Raw genomic sequence first — 24,467 nt, forward strand, 5'->3', positions numbered from 1 at the left:
CCTCATGTGGATCCGGCCACCCGGAGTGCAGCATAGCCGCGCAGGGCTGCACTCGGGAAGTGACCTGACCAATGGCGAAAGGACGATCCTGGAACCATTCCTGCCGCCGCCGCGCCCTCGCGGCCGGAAGCGGAAGTGGTCGATGCGGCAGATCGTGAACGCGATCCTCCACATGCTCCGGCCGTGCCTGAGTGGATTGCAGCGGCCGGGCTGGCCTCGCGGCCAACGCAATCGCGGTCCCGCTTGAGTAGGCGGTGATGACCGTATCCTAGTTATTGCGGAATCGGCGGCAGGAAGCTGTCGGGCATTGCCTCGAAATCTTTTGCCCATAGGCGATGCGCCGCGCGGGCCGCCCGCTTCCGTTGTTTTCACACTCGAGTGTCGCTTCAGCCGAAGCCTTCCTCTACGCCGCTTTCTCTGCGCTACTGCTGAGCGGGCTGTGCCGTTGTTGATCAGTCTCGGAATGGAATCTAAGTCTTTTGAGCAGAGAAGAGACAGGGTTTGACATGGCTCTGCCCGACGGCAGGTAGCCGTAGCAGAGGTTGCAGTGCGGGCGCCTGCTGCGCTGACCCATCTTTCGGGGCCTGTAGCCCCCAGTGCACAACCCTCGAAAAGCCTGCATACTGCGAGATGGGTCACCCCTCCTCAGGCGAACATTTGGTCTAGGTATTTTCCGAGCCTCCTCCAATGCCCCGCATTCGACTACGTTGAGTGAAAGAACGACCGAAGGCGAGATGATTTGAGTTTTCTTCTTGGCGTTGTTTGGCCGCCGAAACCATGGCTTAGCTTTGATCGTGAGAACTGGATTCATATCTTGAGGTACAATTGACAAGTTTCTTTCTCCGCGCCTTTGGACGGGCGCGCGCTGCGTCATTATGGGACAGCCAGGCTACGATCCGCGAAGAGCTTTTCAGCGTCGAGCGTCTGGAGGACCACGGGCGGAGCCTAGCCGCAACTCAATCGATTACTCCGAACCACACCAGAGGTTTTCCGCTCCAGCGGAGACTTGCCGATAATGGGGCGACGCTCCTCGGCGCCTATCGCAGCATGTTAGCAAGTATTGATGACGGGCGTGCCATCACGCCCGCGGCGGAGTGGTTGATCGACAACTATTATCTTGTTGAAAGGCAAATCCGGGACATTCGCTCGGACTTGCCCTCCGGCTATTATCGTCAGCTACCCAAATTAGCGGCCGGCCCCTTCGCCGGCTATCCGCGCATATTCGGCATTGCCTGGGCATTTGTCGCTCACACGGACAGCGCCTTTGACCTTGAAATTTTGCGCCATTACCTGCGGGCGTACCAGCAGGTTCAGCCGCTCACAATTGGCGAACTCTGGGCAGTGTCTGTCACGCTCCGGATCATCTTGATTGAGAACTTGGGGCGTCTGGCACGTCAGATCGTGGATAACCGTGCGTCGCGGCAAGAGGCGGATAGTCTCGCAGATCGTCTGCTCGGAATAGGTCGTCGCGCCATGGAACCTGTATCGGAGATTCTGGGAGCCAGAGGCAAGGAGCGCTCGCCGAGGCCTTCGCCGTTCAGTTCGTGCATAGGCTGCGCGACCAGGACCCTAAGGTTAGCCCGGCCTTGACTTGGCTAGACGCCCGCCTGTCCGCGCAGGGAGTGACGGCCGATCTTGTGGTGAGAGACGTTCACAGGGTTCAGAGCGCAACCAACGTCACCGTCCGTAACATCATCACCAGTCTTCGTCTTGTTTCTGATGTTGATTGGAACGATGCGATCGAGCAGGTCAGTCTCGTCGATGATGTATTGGCTGAAGAGAGTGCCTTCAGAGAGATGGACTTTCCGACCCGGAATCTCTATCGCACGGCCGTCGAGGAGTTGGCCCGCGGTGCGGATCACACGGAGACCGATATTGCGCGCATAGCCGTTCTTAAGGCCCGGGCGGCAAATCGGCCATGCTCTGCCGGAGCGAACGCTCGCTTAGCGGATCCGGGATATTATCTCTTTGCGGGGGGTCGTCGCGCGTTCGAGACGGAGATCGGCTTTCATCGGCCGTTGCATAAATGGGCGGCTCGTCTCAATCGTAGTGTTGGGATTGCCGGTTACGGCACTGCCGTCGCAGCATTTACCGTCGTTCTCCTCGCGATGCCGCTTTTGGCTCTCTCGAGGGCCGGCGTCAGTGGAGCGGGGCTGAGCTTGTTTGGTTTCCTCGGCTTGATCCCGGCCGTGGATGCGGCGGTTTCACTGGTCAATCGTGCCGTCAGCTTTGGTGTCAGTGCAACGCTCCTACCCGGCCTCGAACTCCGTGATGGCGTTCCGTCGGACCTACGCACCCTTGTTGCAATCCCGACGCTTCTCACCACGCTGAAGGCGGTCGAGGAGCAGATCAACCGGCTAGAAATCCACCATCTTGCAAGTCTCGGCGGCGATCTGCATTTCGCGCTTGTTTCCGATTGGGTTGACGCGCTCACCGAGCATGCGGAAGCAGACGGGGCGCTCCTGGCAGCGGCCGCGGATGGCATCGCCCGTCTCAATCGGCAGTATGGACCGGCGCCAGGGGGCACCCGCTTCCTATTGTTCCACCGTCGGCGGGTCTGGAACGGAGGAGAAGCTCGCTGGATTGGTTGGGAGCGAAAGCGCGGCAAACTTCACGAGTTGAACCGTCTTCTCCGTGCTGCAACTGATACCAATTTCCTGGAGATAGATGGACGACCATTGCTCGCACCGCGGGATGTTCGCTACGTCGTAACACTGGACGCGGACACGCGATTGCCGCGCGACACCGTTCGCAGGTTGATCGGGAAGATGGCCCATCCGCTCAACCGTCCTCGCGTCGATGCGGCGAAAAGTCGTGTGATTGAAGGCTATGGGGTCCTGCAGCCGCGCGTTACGCCGTCTCTGCCGGTTGGACGCGAGGGGTCATTATTTCAGCGCATTTTCTCCAGTTCGAGTGGGATCGATTCATATTCCGCGGCGGTTTCCGACGTCTATCAGGATTTGTTTGGCGAGGGATCCTACGCCGGCAAGGGGATCTACGACATCGACGCCTTTGAGGCGTCTTTGGCCGGTCGGGTACCCGAATCGTCCCTCCTCAGCCATGACTTGTTCGAAGGTGTCTTCGCGCGCGCGGGCCTCGCCTCTGATATTGAGGTCATTGAGGAATTTCCTTCGCGCTATGACATAAGCGCTCTTCGCCATCATCGTTGGGCGCGCGGCGACTGGCAGCTCCTGCCCTGGATCTTGGGACGTGGGCCAATGGCCGTTCGCGCAGCTCGGATGTTCGGCGCCATGCCGCCCATCGGTCGCTGCAAGATGCTGGATAATCTGCGCCGCACCCTTTCGGCCCCTGTGGCTATGGTTGCCTTACTCGCCGGTTGGACCCTGACCCTGAACCAAGCTGTAACGTGGACGGTCTTTATCCTTGCAACGATCATCGTGCCGGCAGCTATACCGGTTATCGTCTCAATCCGTCCGCGCGGCCCGGGGATCACTGTCGGGAGCCATCTTCGTGCTCTCGGTCGGGATTCCCGTCTAGCAAGCACGCTCTTTGCGTTCACCATCATGTTTTTGGCCCATCAAGCTTGGTTGATGGGTGACGCGATCGCGCGCACGTTGTGGCGCCTCTTCGTCGTTCGCCGTCATCTGCTGGAATGGGTTCCCGCCGCTCAAGCGAACCTCTGTCCCCGTCTCGATGTCTTCGGCTCCTACCGTAAAATGGTTGCCGCGCCGTTGATTGGCGGCGCTGCTATACTACTATCTGTAATCTTCGGGCGCGGAACTTGGCCGCTGGTCGCCCCATTTGCCGTGCTCTGGGCATTCTCTCCGGCTGGCGCGCGCTGGGTGAGCCGCTCGCCGCGAGTTGCCATTCGGCCCTCGAGATCGGATCCCCGCACGAGCGTGTTGAGGTTGACCGCGCGCCGCACCTGGCGGTTTTTTGAGACCTTCGTAACGTCGGCCGACCACATGTTGCCGCCCGACAATTTCCAGGAGACGCCAACGCCGACCGTGGCGCATAGAACGTCACCGACGAATATCGGACTCTATCTCCTCTCGGTGGCCAGCGCACGGGATCTTGGCTGGATCGGACTCGTCGAGGCGACCGAGCGGCTTGAGGCAACGCTTGCCACCTTGCACGGCTTGCCACGCTTCAGGGGTCATTTCTACAACTGGTATGGCACGCTTGATCTACGACCGCTCGACCCGGTCTACATCTCGTCCGTCGATAGCGGGAACTTGGCGGGACATCTCATCGCTCTCGCCAACGTTTGTAGAGACTGGAAGACGAATTCTTTTGATGCTGCCGGCCGCCTTGGCGGCATCGCCGACGCCATCGCCCTCACTCATGAGGAGGCGCGACGCTTCCGTGACCTACCCCGAACGCAGACGGTGACGTGGCGCGAGCTTGATGGGGCACTCGCCAACCTTGCAATCATGTCTGAGCGACCATTGAGCACCCCAGACGAGCTTTCACAACGTTTGGCTGGCCTCGCGGGTCAAGCTGAGACGATAGCGGATATGGCGCGGGCGTTTGCCGAAGAACGCGGTCCCGATGTGGGCAAAGATATGGTGTTTTGGGCCGAGGCGAGCCTAAACACGATAGCGACGCACTGCCGCGATCTTGGGCTGACGGCCGCGGCAGACGACGCGATTAAGGTGCGCCTCTCTGCGATCGAGAGTGTCGCCCGTTCGTTGGCCCTCGGGATGGATTTCGGCTTCCTTTTCGACGAAAAGCGTAGGCTTTTGTCAATTGGCTACCTCCTATCCGATAACACTTTGGATTCGAACTGCTACGACCTCCTGGCGTCCGAGGCGCGGCTCGCGAGTTTCTTTGCAATTGCGAAGGGCGATGTTCCCGCGCGCCACTGGTTCCGTTTGGGCCGCTCGGTCACTCCCGTCGCGCGTGGCGCGGCACTCATCTCCTGGTCAGGCTCAATGTTCGAGTATCTGATGCCATCGCTGATCATGCGCGCGCCCGGGGGAAGCCTTTTCGAGCAGACGAGCCGCCTCATTGTGCGTCGGCAGATCGATTACGCTTCGGGCCTGGACTTGCCATGGGGCATTTCGGAGTCTGCCTATAACGTCCGCGATCTGGAGTTTACCTATCAGTATTCGAACTTTGGCGTCCCTGGCCTCGGCCTGAAGCGAGGCCTCGGCGAAAATCGGGTGATAGCGCCCTATGCCACCGCCCTCGCGACAATGGTCGATCTGCATGCCGCGTCCAGGAATCTTACCCGGCTTGCCGCGATCGGCGGCCTTGGACGCTACGGTTTCTACGAGGCGCTGGACTACACGCCTGCTCGCGTGCCGGTCGGCGAACGGGTCGCTATCGTGCAGGCCTTCATGGCTCACCATCAAGGGATGACCATCGCCGCCATCGCAGATGCTCTCTTGGACGGCGTAATGCGGTCGCGGTTCCATGCCGAGCCGATCATTCAGGCAACGGAGCTGCTGTTACAGGAGCGTCCGCCTCGCGAGATTGCCGTCGCGCGTCCTTGGGCGGCGGACGCAACATCATCCAGATCCCACGATATGGAGGCACCTGGAGGACGTCGGTTTGCGTCAGCTCATCAAGTGACGCCCGCCACCCATCTTCTCTCAAACGGGCGCTATGCCCTTATGCTCACGGCGGCAGGCTCGGGCTACAGCCGCTGGGGAGATCTTGCCGTGACTCGCTGGCGGGAAGACGCCACCTGCGACGACCGCGGCTCCTATGTATATCTCAGGGATGTCAGGAGCGGGCAGGTGTGGTCGGCAACGTTTCAGCCGACGGCCATTGAGCCGCAGGAATACCATGTTGTCTTCAACGAGGATCGAGCCGAGTTCACCCGTCGCGATGGAACATTGACAACGATTATGGATGCGCTCGTTTCGGTCGAGGATGACGCCGAAGTGAGGCGCGTCACCATCACCAACACTGGCAATCGCCCACGCGAAGTCGAGGTGACATCCTATGCCGAGCTCGTGCTCGCCCCTCAGGCCGCCGATGTTTCCCATCCGGCCTTCTCGAAGCTTTTCGTCCAGACAGAATTCCTCCCCGAAGTTGGCGCCATTCTAGCCACGCGCCGAAGACGGACGCCGGAGGAGCCCGAGATTTGGGCGGCTCATTTGGCCGTCGTTGATGGTGAAGCCGTAGGGGGCATCGAGATTGAGACCGACCGGGCGCGGTTTCTCGGCCGTGGGCGCGACCCGAGAACGCCAATCGCGATGACAGATGCCCGGCCTCTTTCAAACACCATCGGCACGGTGCTCGATCCGGTGTTCGCGTTGCGCCGAAAGGTTCGGGTCGCCGCGGGATCGACCGCGACGGTCGCTTTCTGGACAATCGTTGCTTCAACCAGGAAAGCTCTACTGGATGATGTCGACAAGCATAGAGACACGGCAGCCTTCGCGCGGGCGGGAACGCTTGCTTGGACACAGGCGCAGGTCCAGCTAAATCATTTCGGTATCACCGCTGCTGAGGCCGGCCTTTTTCAGCGTCTCGCTGGCTATGTCATCTATGCGACGCGAACGTTGCGACCGTCGTCGGATTCCTTAATTCGAGGCGCCGGCCCACAATCAGGGTTATGGGCACAGGGGATCTCCGGGGACTTGCCCATTGTGCTCTTACGGATCAGCGATATCGAGAACCTCGATATCGCGCGCCAGCTATCGCAGGCGCATGAGTATTGGCGGATGAAGCAGCTCGCTGTCGACTTGGTAATCCTCAACGAGCGGCAATCTTCCTATGTCCAAGACCTCCAAGTCGCGATCGACGCGCAGGTCCGTACGAGCCAATCCCGGTGGCGAACGGGAGCGAAGGGGCCGTCCGGGCGCGTCTTTGTGCTGCGGGCCGACCTTATCCCGCCCGAAACAAAGGCCCTTCTTGGTTCCGCGGCGCGCGTTGTGTTCGTCGCACAGCGAGGAAGCCTCTTCGATCAGCTCGACAGGATTGCCGAAACGGGCAATGCGGCCAGAGCGCCCACACAGATAGCACCTCCTAGAGTAGAAGCGGTTTTGGCGCCCGTGTCGCCAAAGCTCGAGTTCTTCAATGGCCTCGGCGGTTTCGCGGATGGTGGGAAGGAGTATGTGACCATCCTCGGCCCCGGCTTGTCGACGCCGGCGCCCTGGATCAACGTCATCGCCAATCCCACCTTCGGCTTCCAGGTCGCGGCGGACGGCGGCGGCTATACCTGGTCCGCAAACAGCCGCGAGTACCAGCTGACACCTTGGTCGAACGACCCCGTGACCGATCCTTCGGGAGAGGTTTTATACCTCCGCGATGATGAGAGTGGAGATGTGTGGACGCCCACCGCACTTCCCATGCGCGACGAAGGCGCAACCTATATCGCGCATCATGGACGCGGCTATACTCGCTTCAAAAATTCAGCGCATGGCGTTGATGTCGAACTTCTCCAGTATGTGCCGATCGACGCGCCGGTTAAGATTTCGCGCCTTATCCTCCACAACCGTTCGAGGAAGGCTCGGCGCCTTAGTGTAACGGCCTATGTCGAGTGGGTTCTCGCCCCGTCGCGGTCGTCTTCGCTGCCGTTTGTTACGACGGAGATCGATCCCTCTACAGGTGCGATTTTTGCTCGAAATCCTTGGAACATGGCGTTTCCGTCTCGCGTTGCTTTTGCAGATCTGCGCGGAGGTCACACGAGTTGGACCGGCGACCGCCGTGAGTTCATCGGCCGCAACGGCACGCTCGCGAATCCTGCCGCGCTCAGCAGCGCGGCGCCGCTTTCCAAAACTGTTGGCGCAGGTTTAGATCCATGCGGCGCGTTGCGGAGAAAAGTCGAGGTCCCGGCGAACGGCAGTGTCGAGATCGCCTTTTTCCTGGGCGACGCGGCAAGCGTTGATGAGGCGCGGAACTTGATCACGCATTATCGTACAGCCGATCTGGGTGCAGTCCTCGCGGCCGCGATAGGTTACTGGGACGACGCCCTGGGCAAGATCGAAATAAAGACGCCCGACCGATCGATGGATATCATGACGAATGGCTGGCTCCTTTACCAGACACTCGCCTGTCGCGTCTGGGCGCGGTCTGCCTTCTACCAGGCCAGCGGTGCCTATGGCTTCCGCGATCAACTCCAGGACGGTATGGCGCTGGCGGTCTCACGCCCGGCACTCACGCGTGAGCACTTGTTGCGAGCTGCCGCGCGGCAATTTGTCGAGGGCGACGTCCAGCATTGGTGGCTACCGCATTCGGGTCAGGGTGTTCGGACCCGGATATCGGATGATCGCGCCTGGCTTGCCTACGCGGTCGGCCACTACCTCAGTGTTACCGCCGAATTCGCGGTTCTTGACGAGCCGGTAGCCTTCTTGGAAGGCCAGGCGTTGAGGGCGGATGAGCACGATGCCTTCTTCCTGCCGGCAGCTTCCGATCAGACAGCCAGCTTGTTCGAGCATTGCGCCCTGGCTCTCGATCACAGCCTCGCGGTCGGCGACCTCGGGCTTCCGCTGATGGGCACAGGAGATTGGAATGATGGCATGAACCGCGTCGGAGAGGGAGGAAAGGGGCAGAGCGTTTGGCTCGGCTGGTTTCTCCACGCCGCGCTGACGGCGTTCATTCCGATTGCGCGCAACCGGGGGGAGAAGGAGCGGGCTGTGGCATGGGAGACACATGCTGTTGCCCTGCAGGCGTCGCTAGAGCGCGAAGCATGGGATGGCGATTGGTATCGGCGCGGCTTCTTCGATGACGGCACCGCGCTAGGATCGGCCGGGAGCCTAGAATGCCAGATCGACTCCATAGCGCAGTCCTGGGCGGTGCTCTCCGGAGCGTCAAAGGCCGACCGAGCGAGCCACGCAATGGCATTCGTCAAGCGGGACCTGATTCGGCCCCAGGACGGCCTGGCGCTGCTGTTTGCGCCGCCATTCGACAAGACGCCGCTCGATCCCGGCTATATCAAAGGTTATCCGCCAGGTATCCGAGAGAACGGAGGCCAGTATACTCACGCCGCTCTCTGGTCGGTCATGGCCTTTGCGGCCCTAGGCGATGGTGACGAGGCGGCCAGCCTGTTTGCACTTCTGAACCCGATCAATCACTCGCATACACGCGCTGACGTCTATCGCTACAAGGTCGAACCCTACGTGGTCTCGGCCGATGTCTACGCCATGCCACCCCATGTCGGGCGGGGCGGTTGGACCTGGTACACGGGCTCCGCCGGCTGGATGTACCGCGCCGCTACCGAAAGCATTCTCGGCCTGCATCTGCTTGGGGAGATCCTGCATCTCGAACCTTGCATCCCGAAATCATGGCCAGGCTTCGAGATACGGCTCCGACATGGCTCCGCGAGTTACGAGATCCGCGTCGAGAATCCTGCCGGGGCCGGGCAAGGTATCGTATCCGCATCGATCGATGGAAAGGCGATCCTCGAACGACCTTTCCGCCTAAAGCTCGTGGATGACGGGGCCATCCATCGGGTTCAGGTCGGGCTTGGGGCGATGATTCGAGACCGGCCGGCATCGAGCGACGTCCTTTTAGGAAAAGAGACAGATGAGCCAGCGGGTTAGCCCTTTTGCCGGGAAGACAGCCGATCCCTCCCGGCTCATCAATGTGCCTCGGCTGATAACTGCGTATTTTACCGGTAGACCGGACCCGACCATTCCCTCGCAACGGGTCTCCTTTGGCACCTCGGGACACCGAGGATCCGCCTTCGAGAACTCCTTCAACGAAGCTCATATCCTCGCCATCAGTCAGGCGATTTGCCATCATCGCGTAACCCAACGAATCGACGGCCCCTTGTTCATCGGGATTGATACACACGCACTGTCCGAGCCGGCATTGGCAAGTGCACTAGAAGTATTTGTCGCCAACGAGGTGAATGTGATGTTCGACGCGAACAGCGGTTATACACCGACGCCGGTCATTTCTCACGCCATTCTGACTTACAACAGGAACCGCAAGAGCGGTCTGGCCGATGGGATTGTGATTACGCCGTCTCACAATCCGCCAGAGGACGGAGGCTTTAAGTACAATCCGCCGACGGGCGGCCCTGCGGACACCCAGGACACGGGCAAAATCGCGCAGCTCGCGAACAGGAGCCTGGAGGACAAGCTCGAGGGTGTAAAACGCATTCCGTACGATCGTGCTCTCAAATCATCCTGGGTCCACAAGCACGATTACGTTGGCTCCTATGTCGCCGATCTAGCCAACGTCGTTGACATGGAAATGATCCGCGCCTCCGGTGTAGAAATAGGGATCGATCCACTAGGAGGCGCCAGCGTCCACTACTGGCAACCCATAATCGAGACATACGGCATCGCGGCGACGGTCGTGAATGAAGTGATAGACCCGACGTTTCGGTTCATGCCCGTCGACTGGGATGGAAAGATACGGATGGATTGCTCTTCCCCCTACGCCATGACGGGCCTGATCGCTATGCGTGACAGATTCGATGTCGCCTTCGCGACCGACACAGATGCTGACCGACACGGCATCGTCAACCGGTCGGGCGGCTTGATGGAGCCGAACCAGTTTCTCGCGACGGCGATAGCCTACCTTTTTGCGAACCGACCCGGCTGGAGTGAGCGTTGCTGCATTGGCAAGACGATTGTCAGCAGCAGTATCATCGACCGCGCCGCCAAAATGTTGAACCGGAACGTTGTAGAAGTCCCGGTAGGATTCAAATGGTTCGTTGGCGGATTAGCCGATGGGCTGCTCGGCTTTGCAGGTGAGGAAAGCGCGGGGGCATCGTTCCTGCGCTGCGACGGAACGGCGTGGACGACTGACAAGGACGGCTTAATCCTCGGCCTACTTGCTGCGGAAATCACTGCGTGCACAAAGCATGATCCGGGTATTTTCTACCAGGCGCTTGGCCAAAAGCTGGGGACGTCCTTCTACGAAAGAACCGACGCGCCCGCGACCTCGGAACAGAAGGCGCTCCTGGCAGCGATGTCGCCGGATGAGTTTGGCATGACAGAGCTCGCCGGCGAGCCGATACGGGCGAAGCTAACGACCGCCCCTGGGAACGGTTCTCCAATCGGAGGCCTTAAGGTTGTCGCTCAAAATGGATGGTTCGCCGCGAGGCCCTCAGGGACGGAAGATATTTACAAGATTTATGCCGAAAGCTTCCAGGGCGAAGAGCATCTTCGGCAGATCCAGCGGGAGGCGCAAGAGGCTCTCGACGAGGTATTCAAGGGTGCTGGACTGTCCGAGGCGTAAGGGATGTCCGAGTCGCCATCCCTTGGATCAGGATGAATATCGTCCTCCTAGGTATTTTCCGAGTCTACCTATTCGGCTTGCGCCACATTAACTCCTCGAGGCGATAGGTCGCTCACCTATCACCCCAACAAGAGCTGTAGGAGATACCATGGCGAATGATGCGACTCTTCCGATCATGCGCGTGAATACGGCGAAGCCTATGCAGGCAGAAAGAGACCGAAGCGCAATGGACATGCAAGTGTCATCGGAGGATCAGTCCGCGGTTTCGGCACAAGAGACACAAGCGCTCAAATCAGGCCAGCCAACCCAGCTTACGGCGCCGGGACGCAAGCCCCTATTCCGAACCTGATGTGGCTCGGCTCCTTGCACCGCAGCGTATAGTAGAAGCTGGAGCGCCGCAGCTACGGAGGAGTCCGCACATGATCTGGTCTCATGGTCACGGCGGCTGGGTGAGTTGTTCCCTCCTGGTGAGGCGACAGCGGAATACGTGGATATGAGCCCAGAGCGACTGAGGGGTGCCCCTGCCGCAATGAGAGAGACGTCCGAAATGCTGCTGGCGGCGGTGCAAAATGGTAACCGCGCGGACATTGGGAGCCAGCTCGCTAACACCGAGAAAAATGGTTGTGGCTTTTGTCACCTCAATACGAACACCAGCATCAGATGACGCAACCAAATTCTGGATCCTAGGTGTTTAGTCCCCGCCTTTGGTGGGGCGGGTTTGAGGCGAACCGCTCTGGCTCGTTTTGCCAGGTTCGGCAGAGAAATTCGTATGGTGTGAGACCGTTGAGCGTCTTCAGTCGGCGGCCGAAGTTGTAGGCGCTGACGAACTGCTCGAGATGGCGACGAAGCTGCTCGTGGTCGTCGTAATGGTACCGCTGGACGGTCGCTTCCTTGATGGTCGGTTCATCCTCTCGACCTGACCATTGGTCCAGGGATGATTGATTTTGGTGAAGCGATGCTCGATGTCGTTCTCGCGGCAACGCATCTCGAACATGTGGGTGATGAACCGCGCTGTTGGTCCATTGGCATAGCGTTGTGGAAGCCGGAACTGGATGCCGTTGTCGGTCAGCACCGTGTGGATGCGATAGGGCACGGCCTTGATAGTGCGACCAGGAAAGCCGACGCCGTGACGCGATTGGCTTTCTCCACCAGCTGCGCGAAAGCGAACTTGCTAGTGCGGTCGATGGCAACGAAGAGATACAGCTTGCCTTCCGCGGTCTGCACCTCCGCGATATCGACGTGAAAGAAGCCGATCGGATAGGCTTTGAACTTCTTCTTCGGCGCCTTGTCGCCCTCGACGTCCGGCAGACGCCCGATGCCGTGACGAGCGAGGCAGCGGTGCAGCGACGAGCGCGTGAGATGCGGGATGGTGGCCTGCAGTGCGTAGAGGCAATCATCGAGCGGGAGCAGTGTGTGCCTGCGAAACGCGACGACGATAGCCTCATCGGTGACCGAGAGGCTGGTTGAACGCGGCTCCCGCGGCCCCGTCGGCAGGTCAGCGACAGAGGTTCGGCGCTTCCACTTGGCAACCGTCTTCTGGTTGATGCCATAGCGCTTAGCGAGCGCCCTCAGGCTCGCTTGACTATGCTGTATCGCGCGACGGACCGCCGCAGTCGTGGTGGCGCTCCCGTGGAGAACCTGGCCCATAGCGCTTCCTTCCACTCACGGGTAAAGAATGCACCATCAAAACGCGGGACGATACACCTAGGTGGGGAAAGAGATTTGGAGGTCCACGGAGGGTTTACACCACCGATGGCCTATCTGGTCTGTTACGCCGACGACGCCGGAAAGCCGGTGCATAAGCGCCTTCGTTCAAGCCACCGGCGGAGACGCCGTCCTTACGACAACGGGTTCACTGAAAGCGTCACCAGCGGTCGCGACGAGGAAGGGCGTCTGACTCGGAATGTCGGTCATGTGGAGCCCCGAGCAGACGGCTCGCCTTGCCTGCGAATCGCTTTCGGTAAAGGCCACCAACGTGTTAACGCTAGCGAAGTCGCTTTTTGGCTTCAAGTGGCTCCGTCGGCGGCTCGTCGAGCCACCCCGTCCACCTGGCATCCTAGCTCCGGGAAGAATCTTTCGTCGGCAACCGCTCCGGCCAGCAAGGAGATTGAAATGAAATCCCATTACCCTCTAGCCTCCCCGAGGCAAAGACCCTGTAGAGTACTTCAGCCTCACGATGACCTCACGGTGACTTGCCCTCCGCATTGATGTCCGGATATCGAGAGAATGGTGGCGCGCTTCATTCAAACGCTATCGCTGTGCTCAACGCGATGGCGTCAAATGACGCGACAGAGAGCGTGACGCAAGAAAGCGCGACGTCCTATCCGAGTCGTGCGAGCTGCGCAGTTTCATTCACACTACGTATCTTCCACGCGTCCTTGCGGTGGAGGATTACACTGACACCGCAGGGGGCTAATTCCATCGTTCCATAGCGTGCAAGAGGAAGTCCGAGAACGTGGAGCAAGATGAGTTGAATGATACTATCATGGCTAACTAGTATGATCGTCGATCCCTCCTTGCGCACAAGCGCCCTTCCAAGCGCGTTGACAGCTCGATCGGCCGCTTTCTGAAGGCTTTCCCCACCCGGCAGCAGGACGGTTTCAGGCGCCGTCATCCAGGCGTCGAAAAGTTGAGGATCCCGCTGTCTGACTTCCTGATGCGTTTCGCCTTGCCATTGCCCGTAGTCAATATCGTTTAGCTCTTGGGCCGCTTCTAGCAAGAGACCTTGAGGGCCTGCGATGATCTCTGCCGTGGTCTGACAACGGTTCAGCGGACTGGCAAAAAGCGCAGTCGCGGTGCCGAGATTAAGAAGATAGTCTCTTGTGAGCTCGGCTTGACGGACACCACGGGGTGTAAGCAGAAGATCCTCGCGCCCTCGAAAAGTTGGAGGCTCGATTCCATCGACCTCACCGTGCCTGACCAGGATGATGCGTGTAGAGGATCTCACGGCCTATGAACCCATGAAAATTATGAGGAACGCTCGGTCGATGTCGCAGACCTCGTGACGATACGACGTGGCCGGCGAACAGCGCAGTCGATAGCCGGGAAGGTTCCTTGGGCTTCGCTTTGAAAGGAGGTAAGCATCATCCAAGCCCTCTTCCGCGCTGAAACTCGGGCAAAAGGAAGCGAATAAGCCGAGCCATGTGAGAATGTCGCTCTGATTGTGACACAGACAGCGCTGTCAATGAGCAAGTTGCGGTTGGCAACGACCTGCATCATCCAACACTGCACGGCGCTATCGAGATCCAGGATCGAAGGCGACGGTTTGTCTCGGGTATGAGTAGAGTTTGGTCGCGACACATCGCGCCGTCGATTGCCGATCTGCCGCAAGAACTAGGCACCGGCGTGAATTGGGTGAAAGGGAGGCTCCGTGATATTTGGAACCGCATGCAGCTGGAGTCGGTTTGGCTGAGCCGTGCTTAAAATGGCCTCGGCGCGCTCCATTTCTTCCGCGGTGCCGTGTGCCATGACAAGGAAGCTGTTCGCTTTGACGTCGGCCTCATATTCGATCACGCTATCCCGCGGTATGCCCATGCCGTACAGTGCCGCGCCGAAAGCACTAAATCCGCCGACCACTACGGCGCTCTCAATCGCGGAAATCGCTGTGACCGCGAGATATCCAAGCACGATAACATGGCCCACCACGGGAATTGTGAGGAAAAGACCACCGAAGAACAGCCCCCATAGGCCTCCCCAAAAGGCGCCTCGGCTGCCCCAAAACTTTACTCGATCCTCCATGTTGTAGAAGCCGATGACCTTCTCGTCGGTATGATAGCCCTTACCGACGACGCTTAGGTTCCTTACATCAAAGCCACCAGCGCTAAGCCGCTTTATCGCATCCTCGGCTTTTTGGTGATCGTCGAAGACCGCAATAGCTGACTCGATTGTTTTCATGGCTTTGTCTTTCGTGGCAAGCATTGTTGGCGACGGTCACCCGCATTGCGCGGTGTGGGCCGCACGGATCGGGGGGTAGGTTCGAAAACCTCTCGGATGGGCCACCCTTGCTCTTAGGGTAAGCGCGGATCTCCGCTCCTTGCCATAACGATCATTGGAACGGAATCGTTATTGTGACCCGGCGACTTTCAAGAGACGTTCCGACGAAGGCTGTTGACCCATTCGATGTCTGATGAATGCGAGCGGCAGGAACTCCATCTGCGGTTAGTTGATCAACCACCACCTGGGCTCGGGTGGCCGACAATAGCGCGCCCGCGCGAGGCGACCCCGTCGTATCCGCAAAGCCAGTAACTAGCAGAGTGCCGGCGCCACGCTTGCTAGCCATGCCCGCGGCGTCGCGGACAGCTTCAGCAGCAGGCTTGTCGATCCTCGCGGACCATTTGGTAAAAAATATAACGACATTGCGACTCTCTGCGCTAGCCACACAGGGTAGTGCCACCAAACTAGAAAGGATTAGAATTCCGAGTGTCTTTCCCATCGCTACGTCAACCCTCTAGATGTTCGAAAGAATGTTGATACCTTGGCGTGCAGCCCACCTGGCCGCCCTCAACTCGTTCAAGTACCTACGCAAATTCGCTGACTTAGGCACAAACTGATGGAACCGGAGCAGGACTCATTTTGTGGACAACCTCTCAGCACATATTCGGCAAGTTAATGTCCAGAGCACGTTAGCTTAGCGAATCGTCCCTTGGTAGGTTCGGAAACTACTCAGAGAAACGGGTTCGCTGACGGGCTGGTCTGACTCCCTCATTGTGAAATGAGCAACAATGCTGATCCGGCGCTGACGATGTTGCTCACGGATTCGGGTGGACTCCCAGATCTCGCGGCGCCGCCGCGCAATGGCGACCCATCTTATAGCGGTTCGTCTATAAATGCGACCACGTCCTCTTCTTCAGGAAGATACTGCGAGGTCGACGCGGGTCGGCTTGACGCGTGTCTGTTATCGACGGATGAATCGGTTCACGACCCTTTACTCGGGACGCCATCGCGAAATCCATGACAATCAAATGCTTAGGGAGCTCGTGCTAGCGCTCTCAGTCCCATGGCGAACGAGCAAGGCGGGGCTTCCACTTAGCGGCTAAATGACGACCGCTCTCGAAATGCACACGGCCGCATTCCCAGCGTCAAATGAATGCCCTGTGTCAGTGGTTCTAGGTATTTTCCGAGCCTTTCGCGTCCTCTCCGTGCCGAGATATACCCATGTGTCAGTGTTTGACGACGAAGCAAACTGATTGTGCTTCAGGGCGGCTTTCATCGTCGGACCCACGCAGATCATGCACTTCGACCGTTCGCCATCAAGTGGGACATGCCTCCCGGGCTCCTAGATGATAGCGCCCTAACAAGCGTGCCGCTCATAAGGGAATCGAACTATGTTGCTCGTCGCATCCGCGCTCAAAGGCTACGCCATAGAGGCTCAAGACGGTAGGATAGGCATCGTCGACGACTTCTTGTTCGACGATGAGACCTGGAGGGTGCGTTGGCTGGTTGTTGATACCGGAACTTGGCTGAGCGACCGCAAGGTCCTCGTCCATCCGTCGGCTATCGGACAAGCTGACTATGAGCGCCGCGAAATTCCCGTCACGTTAACCAAGGCGCAGGTCGAGGCAAGTCCCAACATCCTACATCACGAGCCGGTCTCGCAGCAGATGGAGATGAACCTTTACGACTATTATCATTGGAGTCCCCTCTGGGCTGGTGGCGGATATCTTGGGACGGGCCTAGGAATTGGGGCAGGGTCGATTTCTGCCCCCTTATCATCATTGCCCTTCCTGGCGGGCCCTTCGTTGCACGCGTCCTCAAACGGCGAGCTGATCAAGGACAAGCAGGACCCGCACCTCCGTAGCATGATCGCGGTCACGGGTTACCATATCCGCGCCACAGACGGCGCAATCGGCCACATCGAGAATTTATTGATAGAGGATAAAAATTGGGAAATTCGTTATTTCATTGTTGACACCCGGAACTGGTGGCCTGGCCAACATGTGCTTGTGTCGCCCTATGCCTTGACCGCGATCGATTGGGGTAGCCGGGAGGTTCAACTCAACATCACCCAGGAGAAGGTGAGAAGTAGCCCGCCCTGGGACCCGACGGAAATGATCAACAAAGCCGGGGAGTCGCCTGCGTCGGGGGGATGCGCAGAGCCTCCCTCCAAGACCCCAGGATTGGAAATACAGGTAACACCGACAGCGCCACCACGGCCTGGGCGTCCCAGTCCGGCTCGGTCGTCGAAAGCGCCTTCACAAGGAGGGTTACGCTTCGTTGCAACTCCGATGCGGGTGGGGTGCTAGTCTGCAGCATCGCTTCCTGCTCGCGGTGGAGGGCACGATGAGCCCGAGCATTCAGGTAGTTCTAAACTTCGTTGCGGGCCTCTTGTCTGATTTCTTCGGTCTAGGCGAGCGCCACCAGGGTGAATATCCCAGTCGCCATGGAATTCTCCTCGCTCTCGTCTTCCTCGTGATACTCGGAGTCGTTGGGCTCATAATCTGCGGCGGGCTCGCTTACCGTTAGTAGTCTCGGGAGCCGGGCGGCGAGGATCGCGCCGATGATGCCCGCGAAGGCGGTGACCAGCACGAGCATCGACCTCATGACCAGAACTTCCGGTGTCATGCCGACCCCAATGGCGATAAACAGCAGTGATGCTGCCGTGAGAACTCACCACAGCAGCATGACTACGTGGCGCCCATGGGTAAACTTACACGCTACCCAACGGTGAACGACGCCATCATCCCGGAGTCCTCATGCTCCAGGATATGGCAGTGCGCCATGTAGGGCGCGTCCGGACCGGCGGGGTGTGGAAAGCGCAGCAGGATTTCGCTGTCACTACCCCCCGAGATCGGTGCGGTATCCTTCCAACCAGCGCGATACGCTTCCGGCGGCTGTCCTCGCTGCGACACGATGCGGAACTGGCAGCCGTGAATGTGGACCGGATGCGGCATGCGATCGTCGCCTTCGGAAATCCGCCAGCGAAGCAGCTGGCCGAGAGGCGCGGCAAAGTCGAGTTTGTCCAGCGCGAATGGTCTGCCATTGATGCCGTTGGCGGCAAGCTGCTCCGCTCTGGGCATTGAAGGCTGGCCCTCGATCAACTCGGTGACGCGAGCGACCACGGCGGGGTCCATCTTGCCGACCATGTTCATCCTCGGCCTTGACTCCATCGGGGGCATTTTGCCGCCCATGCTCATTCCCGGGCCATCTCTCATCAGGGACTCCGCGCCTTCGCTGCTCATCCCCAGCCCCGCCCTTATCAGGCGCGCCATGCCGTCCTTGTCGCGAAACATGTTCATGACCAGCTCCTGGCTGACGGCCGGAAGCGTTGTGGGAATCGCCGGCAGCTTTACTAGTGACGTGGGCAACAGACCGGGCCCGTCAGCGCCGTCAGGCCGGATCGTGAGAAGCGGCAGCGGGCCGTCGAACGGCGGCAGCCGCATGATCGGTTCGCCGGTTGGCACCGCGACGAGGTCGAACGGCACGCCGGAGCGGCAATCAACCAAGACCTCGAAGCGTTCGCCCGCGTGAATCATGATCTGCTTCAATTCGACCGGGTGTTCCAATAATCCTCCATCTGAGCCGATAACGAATAGCGAGCGGCCATCTGAAGCTTCCAGCAGGTAGCTGCGGGCATTGGAGCCATCGAGCAGGCGCAGCCGGATCCAGCCGCGCGACGTGCGCGCCTCGGGATATCGGACGCCGTTCACCAGCGCCACGTTGCCGACATAGCCGTTCGTCACGGCAGTAAGGTTCATCCGGTCGAAGAACTGTCCGCCATGCCCGAAGCGGCGGTCCTGGATGATGAGTGGAATATCGTCCAGCCCCCAACGGGATGGCAGCTTCAGGCGGTCCGCGTCGTCATCATCAATGATCAGCAGGCCGGCTAGACCCTTGGCAACCTGAGCAGCGGTTGTCGGATAGACATGCGGGTGGAACCATAGCGTGGCGGCGGGTTGGTCGATCGACAGGACAGGTCGCCAACGCCCGCCGGGCGCTATGGGGCTATGCGGGCCGCCGTCCACCTCACCGCGAATAATGAGACCGTGCCAATGCACGGTTGTTGGCTCTGGAAGATAGTTGGTGAAGTCGATCGTCACTGTCTGCCCGCGCCGCAGGCGCAATGCCGGACCCAGGAATGCGGCGTTGTAACCATAGGTTGAAGTTGCCGCGGGCTGCCCCGGCACGAACCGCATAGTTCCTGCGCCAGCACCGAGGACAATGACACCCTGCGCGCTCGCCCGGATTTCCGACGGAATAGGTAGGCCTGCCCGAGCAGCGCTCGCCCGCGCGGCCGAGAAACGGAGTGCAGCCATTGCTCCGCTGGCCGTCCCAGCTAGTAGCGCAGCGCGGCGGGAAAGATCGGTCATCTACAATCCCCAAAGTAGGGTTGCACAGCAGACTAACGCGTCGTCGAAGGCGGTAGAAGGGTGCAACGCAGCTGAACCGCCAGAGATTCGGACGTCGCGCAACCGAGGCTTCCGACGGCAAGGATGGAGATAACGGTCGGCAGCAGGGGCTCGGGGCATGATCGAGCCCTGGACTTGTCGACGGATGTCACGGGACGAGTGCGTCTAAAGGCGAAACATCGGCCCGCGGGGCGGTGGGTAATCTGAAATGAGAGATGTTGGAGCTAACGAGGCGGGAGGTGACTGCACGTAATGTCGCGGCGGCCACGGACGAACCCACCAGGGCCCAGGCCACTCGCCTTGAGCTTAGACAGGTTCGCATAAACGATCGCGCAATACGTTGCTCCGCCAAAAAGAGATGGTGGTTTTGGAGCGTGCCGCGAGTGACTGCGTGTGCCGCTGCAGAAGCTCGAGTTGACGCTTTAGGGCTCAGACCCAAAGTACTTAGCGCGAAGCCGGTCCACGAAGCCTTCTTGAATGTCGTCTATGATCGCGAGGCTCATTGGACGGATCAACCCGCTGCCGAGCGGTGTCGCGAAACCATACTTTAAGGGGCGGAATAAGGCGCCGACCTCGACAATCGGCCACTTGGGATGAGTATAAACGTAGTACTGGAGGACGGCCGCGTCGGCAATGACTGCGGCGACATTCCCCTCCAACATTGCCTGTGCGACGTCGTCCGGCTTATCATAGGCGATGCATCGCAAAGCTTCATCGAAACAATAGGTTTGAGCGACAGCTCCCCTCAGCACTCCAACAGACTTTCCCACCAGATCGGTTCTGCTGTTTATCTGACTACTGAGGCTCGACGTAGTCATCACGCTTGTGATCGAGGAGGTTATGTAGGCCACGATCGTGACTCCGCAGATCATCCACAACGCGGCTAGCAAGCGTCCATAGATGCCGAATAGAGATTTGTGAGACGTCTTGCCCGAGGTGGCGATTGACATCACATGGTAGAAGCTTTCCACTAGTCCCTGATGAAGTTCGCCTGGAAAATCTTCATCGAATTTACGGTCGACGAGGGTTAGGACGATGGTTGCGACTGCGACACCGACGCCAATCCAGAGTATGACTTCAAGGTGTCCGCTTGCCCAAAAGTTCTTGAGCAAGGTTCCGAGACCAGGATGCCGGTTTTTATCTATTGAAACGCGCAGCCCTGAATCGAACCAGGGTTGCGTAAAATCCATCTGTCGCAATGTGTCTCCCGTAATGGGGATCTCCCCCACAGCGACGTTGACTTTACCGGAGGTGACTGCTTTCAGGAGATCGGGCAAGGTGGGCATAAGCTCATAGGTGTAGGAGACACCCATCTTCGATGCGACGTTCTGCCAGAGGTCGATCGCCATGCCGCTATAGCCGGATTGGTCATGCATAGCGAAGGGAGGAACCAAAAAGACGCCAACGCTTACCGAGGACAGCGATTCTTTCGTTGCCGTGACAGAGCCCATAATCGGCAACTCCTGTGCCGAGGCTTCCCAAAATGACGTAGTCGCCATTAGCGCGAATAGACTCGTCAGACACAATAAGCAGCGTCGCATCATCATTCCTAACGTGACCTCGATGATCAATTGCCTGCCGCATGTTCAGCAAGAGCCCAATTGCCGTCCGCCACGCGAGTAGGGCTGCAAAGATGAGGAAATCATGGCCGTTCTGTCGCTTGTCCGCAACTTGATGGGGAGCGCCTGGGCTGTGGCGACCATAAAAACCATCCGCTGAGCTCGTTGAGCTGATCGTCCGCGATCTCGGGCTCGAGGGAGCATGGCGGCCGCTGCTGAATGCTCGTGCGATGCGGACAACTGCCTGAGGCGAACGTAGACTCCTGAAAGAGAGCAGGGGCCTGAACATGGCGGCCTGGTCGAATACGGACATCCTACCATGGGCGAGCCCGTCATCATCACGGCCGCGTCGACCAGCCGCCGCGGCACGGCACCGGTCGGCTGGATTTCCACATTGGAGGCCGCTGCGTCCCCTTGGCGCGCACGACGTGCCGCAGTTGCGCATGCAACATCACACCAGTCTTGGCGGCATATGCCGAGGTCTTCAGCCTGCCGAGGTTTCTTTAGCTGTTGGCTGTCCCTCGGAGGCTGGCTCCCACGCTTGCGGCGACCACACAAAGGATGCCGACTGCTCGTTGCGCGCTAATGGCTTGGTGGAGCAAGAGGAAGCCAGCAAGTGTGGAGATCGCGGGATCAAGGCTCATCAGGACACCGAAGGCGCGGGGGGTCATTCGACGCAGAGCCAGCATCTCCAACCCATAAGGTACGACTGGGACCAGCACGCCCAATACCGCTGAGGCAGCCATCGCCCATCCGCTGGCACCGTCCTTCAAAGTGATGAGACCAACGGGCGTCGCCACCATGGCCGCCACGGTTAGCGATACCGTCAGGCCCCCGAGCCCAGCGAAAGCCTGTCCGACGCGCTTTGTAAGCAAGATGTATCCTGCCCACGCTGCCGCAGCGCCTAATGCAAAACCAATTCCAACGGGATCCACGGACCAGCCAGACCGAGTGAGTGCAAGTAAGACTACCCCCAAACCGGCTAAAGCCGCCCACATGGCGCTGCGCAACCCGCTTGACGCCGCGACGGCGACGCCGAGCGGCCCAAGGAACTGGATGGCGGTCGTCATTCCTAGTGGGATGCGCGCGATGGCTTCGGCGTAGAAGACTGCCATCCCGCAGGTCGCCACCCCCAGCAGTCCGGCGATGAGTATCGCTCGGCGCGATAATTCCTCATATCTGGGTCGGGCAACTATCCATAAAACTGCCGAGGCACCAATCAGCCGCAACCAAGTCGCAGCCGAAGGCCCTAGCGCTAAAAGCAGGGGGACGGTCAATGCCATCGCGCTTTGGAAGACGACCATGGAGCCGATCGCGGCAGCGGGCGCAGACCCCTCCCAGTGCTCTCTTTCTGCCGTCGACACGCTGACTCCTCGGCCAATGGAGAGCTGGCATAAATTGCCACTTTGATAAAACAGGTCCGAATGCATTGAGAGCACACTTCACCAGAAGAGGCCGGCGTTGCGGAGCCATCGCGATGACGGCTGCGGCGAATGCCGTTACCAAATATTGCTCAAGGACCGCTCAAGGCGTGCGTGATTGTGGTGCAAGTCTTGACGGCGCGCGGGCAGCGCATGGTGATTCCTTAGATTTCGCGCCTAAACATCTCCCTTTGGTGGTCTTTGAGCGCCGTCTCGACGAATTGTGGATGGATGTTGCGGAATGTTCCTTCGCTAGAAGGGATGACCTCTATCATCTTCGAGATCATATCATTCGGATCGAGACGTCCCTCGGGACCTCCGATCAGGCTATTCACCATTTCGCGCATGGCTCGCCGGGTGGTAAAGTTTACCTCGTCGTCTAGCCATCGAAATGCATTCTCGGCCATGGCTTCGTTGAAGCCTGTCAGATAAGCGCCGGGGTTGATCGTCTGCACCTGGATGCCAAAAGGTCGCAATTCCCCCTGCATAGCTTCGGCGATCGCTTCGATCGCGTGTTTCGTGGCGGCATAGGCGGCGAAACCCGGAGGACTAAAGAGTCCGCCCATCGAGGAGACGAAGACAATCCTACCCTTTACCCCACGAGAAACCCACTTCTTAACAACCAGCTGAGTGAAGGCGAGGGGCGCAAATACGTTGACCTCGAAATTCGCCCGAACAAGGTCGAGTGGAATCTCGGCAATGGGGCCACCCTCTCCGATGCCGGCATTGTTGACGAGTACGTCGAAATCCCACCCGCAAGCACGACCAACATCATAGCGATCGAGCAGATCGAGTCTCTCGACCCGAAGCGACAGAAGTTCCAGGGGTTCTGTCCTGGCGCGTAGGGCGTTTGCCTGAGGCGACGACTGCGCCGCGGCGATGACCTCATGACCTGCCCGGGCCATGCCGATCGCAGCGCCTTCCCCGAGGCCAGAACCCGCCCCGGTGATCAGGATCGTTCTACCCATTCCCATTCTCCTTAAGCGAAGATGACTTGCCCTATAGTTCCAAGGCCGATACCCCGGCCCGGGCAATCTCAAAGTCTTGACCTACTTGCCCGCCAGAAACGCCTGCGGCTCCGATCAGGCGGCCATCGCTTGCTTTGATTGGAATCCCTCCAGCAAAGGTGACTAAACCGTCGTTCGTCATCTCAAGCCCGTGCGCCTGGGCTCCCGGCTTGCAAACCTCCCAAACAGCCTGCGTCTCTGCTTCGAACAATACAGACGTCTTGGCCTTCTTCAGTGCGACATCAATGGACCCGAGCCACGCACCATCCATCCGAGCAAATGCTTTGAGATGCCCGGCCGAATCCAAAACGACAATGCTCACGGATATGCCAATCTGGGTGGCTTTTGCTTTTGCCGCATGAAGCAAAGCCTCGGCTTGGCGAGAAGTCATGTCGAGCATGGTTGATCCTCTAACGGCGATATTCGCGAAGGGCCATCTGAAGCGGTGAGCGATACGTTACAGCAGACCTCGTTTGGTGATCACCGCCAAGCGGCAACACCTCCACCCTCCTAGGATCGCATTGCGATGACGTCGGCAAGACCGTTTGGGTAGATCGCCTCAGCGGCAACGACCACGTCGATCGCCTCACGCAGTCGCGCGATCTTGCCGTCCTTGGCCTCAAGATGACCGAAGAACTGCTGCTGAACGTCCTTCCCCGAGATCCCAGAACGATGATTGATATGATACTCCGCAAATACCTGATCATGGGCTTCCAAATGCATCTTAAAGTCATCGAAGGAAAAACCCGGATAGAGAGTTTGATGAAGAAAACCGAGAAACTTTGATATCTCTCCCGGACCCTTCAGCACGGGCGGCAGACCGATCGACGCGAGATAGGGCAGCTCCAGCGTCCCAGCGTCTGCGAAAAGCGCGCCGGACTGCTCGGCCGTGCCGTCGATGTAAGCAAGCATTAAGTCCTTGGCCGTCCTCATAGTGCAAGCTCCGATCGTTCATCCGGCATAGGGCACCGGTCAGTTGCGATCTTGAAACCTGACATGACGTAGAATGACGAGCCATCAGATTATGGG

At 59.1% G+C, this 24,467-nt stretch carries 14 protein-coding genes and 1 pseudogene; 4 read left to right on the plus strand and 11 right to left on the minus strand.

Annotation, left to right across the window (positions count from 1 at the left end; translation table 11 throughout):
• Nucleotides 1-825 precede the first annotated feature (825 nt).
• Genes GSQ83_RS29705 through pgm form a run of 3 tightly spaced genes read left to right on the plus strand, consistent with a single transcriptional unit; the run spans nucleotide 826 to nucleotide 11,106 of the window.
• A complete protein-coding gene (locus GSQ83_RS29705; protein ID WP_216849840.1) occupies nucleotides 826-1,590 on the plus strand; it encodes a hypothetical protein in 765 nt (254 codons plus the stop codon).
• Nucleotides 1,587-9,455 (plus strand): GH36-type glycosyl hydrolase domain-containing protein, encoded by a 7,869-nt coding sequence (locus tag GSQ83_RS00180; RefSeq protein WP_216849841.1) that lies wholly within the window; start codon nucleotides 1,587-1,589, stop codon nucleotides 9,453-9,455. Before GSQ83_RS29705 ends, GSQ83_RS00180 begins: the two co-directional genes overlap by 4 nt.
• Nucleotides 9,439-11,106: a phosphoglucomutase (alpha-D-glucose-1,6-bisphosphate-dependent) gene (gene pgm, locus GSQ83_RS00185; RefSeq protein WP_158800691.1), complete on the plus strand. Its 1,668-nt coding sequence runs from the start codon at nucleotides 9,439-9,441 to the stop codon at nucleotides 11,104-11,106. The genes GSQ83_RS00180 and pgm overlap by 17 nt, the downstream gene beginning before the upstream one ends.
• A 683-nt stretch (nucleotides 11,107-11,789) precedes the next feature.
• Here the strand turns inward: pgm and GSQ83_RS00190 are convergent.
• The 4 genes and pseudogenes from GSQ83_RS00190 to GSQ83_RS30965 form a co-directional block, all read right to left on the minus strand.
• Nucleotides 11,790-12,753, minus strand: a pseudogene (locus tag GSQ83_RS00190) (IS481 family transposase).
• Between the two features lie 673 nt (nucleotides 12,754-13,426).
• Nucleotides 13,427-14,053 carry a histidine phosphatase family protein gene (locus GSQ83_RS30960; protein ID WP_158800692.1) on the minus strand — a complete coding sequence of 209 codons (627 nt, stop codon included), beginning with the start codon at nucleotides 14,051-14,053 and terminating at the stop codon, nucleotides 13,427-13,429.
• A 386-nt stretch (nucleotides 14,054-14,439) separates the two neighbouring features.
• Entirely contained in the window at nucleotides 14,440-15,024 is a 585-nt protein-coding gene (locus GSQ83_RS00200) for a general stress protein (protein ID WP_254065415.1), read from the minus strand.
• A 127-nt stretch (nucleotides 15,025-15,151) separates the two neighbouring features.
• Nucleotides 15,152-15,538: an OmpA family protein gene (locus tag GSQ83_RS30965; RefSeq protein WP_158800693.1), complete on the minus strand. Its 387-nt coding sequence runs from the start codon at nucleotides 15,536-15,538 to the stop codon at nucleotides 15,152-15,154.
• Between the two features lie 892 nt (nucleotides 15,539-16,430).
• Between GSQ83_RS30965 and GSQ83_RS00210 the strand changes: the two genes are divergently transcribed.
• Complete coding sequence (locus tag GSQ83_RS00210; RefSeq protein ID WP_158800694.1) at nucleotides 16,431-17,348, plus strand: PRC-barrel domain-containing protein; 918 nt, start codon at nucleotides 16,431-16,433, stop codon at nucleotides 17,346-17,348.
• A 100-nt stretch (nucleotides 17,349-17,448) separates the two neighbouring features.
• On the opposite strand, the gene GSQ83_RS00215 is transcribed toward GSQ83_RS00210, so the two are convergent.
• The 7 genes from GSQ83_RS00215 to GSQ83_RS00245 form a co-directional block, all read right to left on the minus strand.
• Nucleotides 17,449-17,646: a hypothetical protein gene (locus tag GSQ83_RS00215; RefSeq protein WP_158800695.1), complete on the minus strand. Its 198-nt coding sequence runs from the start codon at nucleotides 17,644-17,646 to the stop codon at nucleotides 17,449-17,451.
• A 113-nt stretch (nucleotides 17,647-17,759) separates the two neighbouring features.
• Nucleotides 17,760-19,412 carry a multicopper oxidase CueO gene (gene cueO / locus GSQ83_RS00220; RefSeq protein WP_158800696.1) on the minus strand — a complete coding sequence of 551 codons (1,653 nt, stop codon included), beginning with the start codon at nucleotides 19,410-19,412 and terminating at the stop codon, nucleotides 17,760-17,762.
• A gap of 461 nt (nucleotides 19,413-19,873) precedes the next feature.
• Nucleotides 19,874-20,902, minus strand: coding sequence for a transporter substrate-binding domain-containing protein (locus GSQ83_RS00225; RefSeq protein ID WP_158800697.1), 1,029 nt, complete (start codon nucleotides 20,900-20,902; stop codon nucleotides 19,874-19,876).
• Nucleotides 20,903-21,513: 611 nt separating this feature from the next.
• A complete protein-coding gene (locus GSQ83_RS30970) occupies nucleotides 21,514-22,440 on the minus strand; it encodes a DMT family transporter (RefSeq protein WP_371417929.1) in 927 nt (308 codons plus the stop codon).
• A 155-nt stretch (nucleotides 22,441-22,595) separates the two neighbouring features.
• The gene (locus GSQ83_RS00235) at nucleotides 22,596-23,399 is read right to left on the minus strand and encodes an SDR family oxidoreductase (protein ID WP_158800699.1); all 804 of its coding nucleotides are present in this window, start codon (nucleotides 23,397-23,399) and stop codon (nucleotides 22,596-22,598) included.
• A 31-nt stretch (nucleotides 23,400-23,430) separates the two neighbouring features.
• Complete coding sequence (locus GSQ83_RS00240) at nucleotides 23,431-23,838, minus strand: heme-binding protein (protein ID WP_158800700.1); 408 nt, start codon at nucleotides 23,836-23,838, stop codon at nucleotides 23,431-23,433.
• Between the two features lie 110 nt (nucleotides 23,839-23,948).
• Nucleotides 23,949-24,371, minus strand: a complete 423-nt coding sequence (locus GSQ83_RS00245) for a nuclear transport factor 2 family protein (protein ID WP_158800701.1) — start codon at nucleotides 24,369-24,371, stop codon at nucleotides 23,949-23,951.
• Between the last annotated feature and the right edge of the window lie 96 nt (nucleotides 24,372-24,467).

The organism is Acidisoma sp. L85 (assembly GCF_009765865.1).
In the GTDB taxonomy this organism is placed as follows: domain Bacteria; phylum Pseudomonadota; class Alphaproteobacteria; order Acetobacterales; family Acetobacteraceae; genus Acidisoma.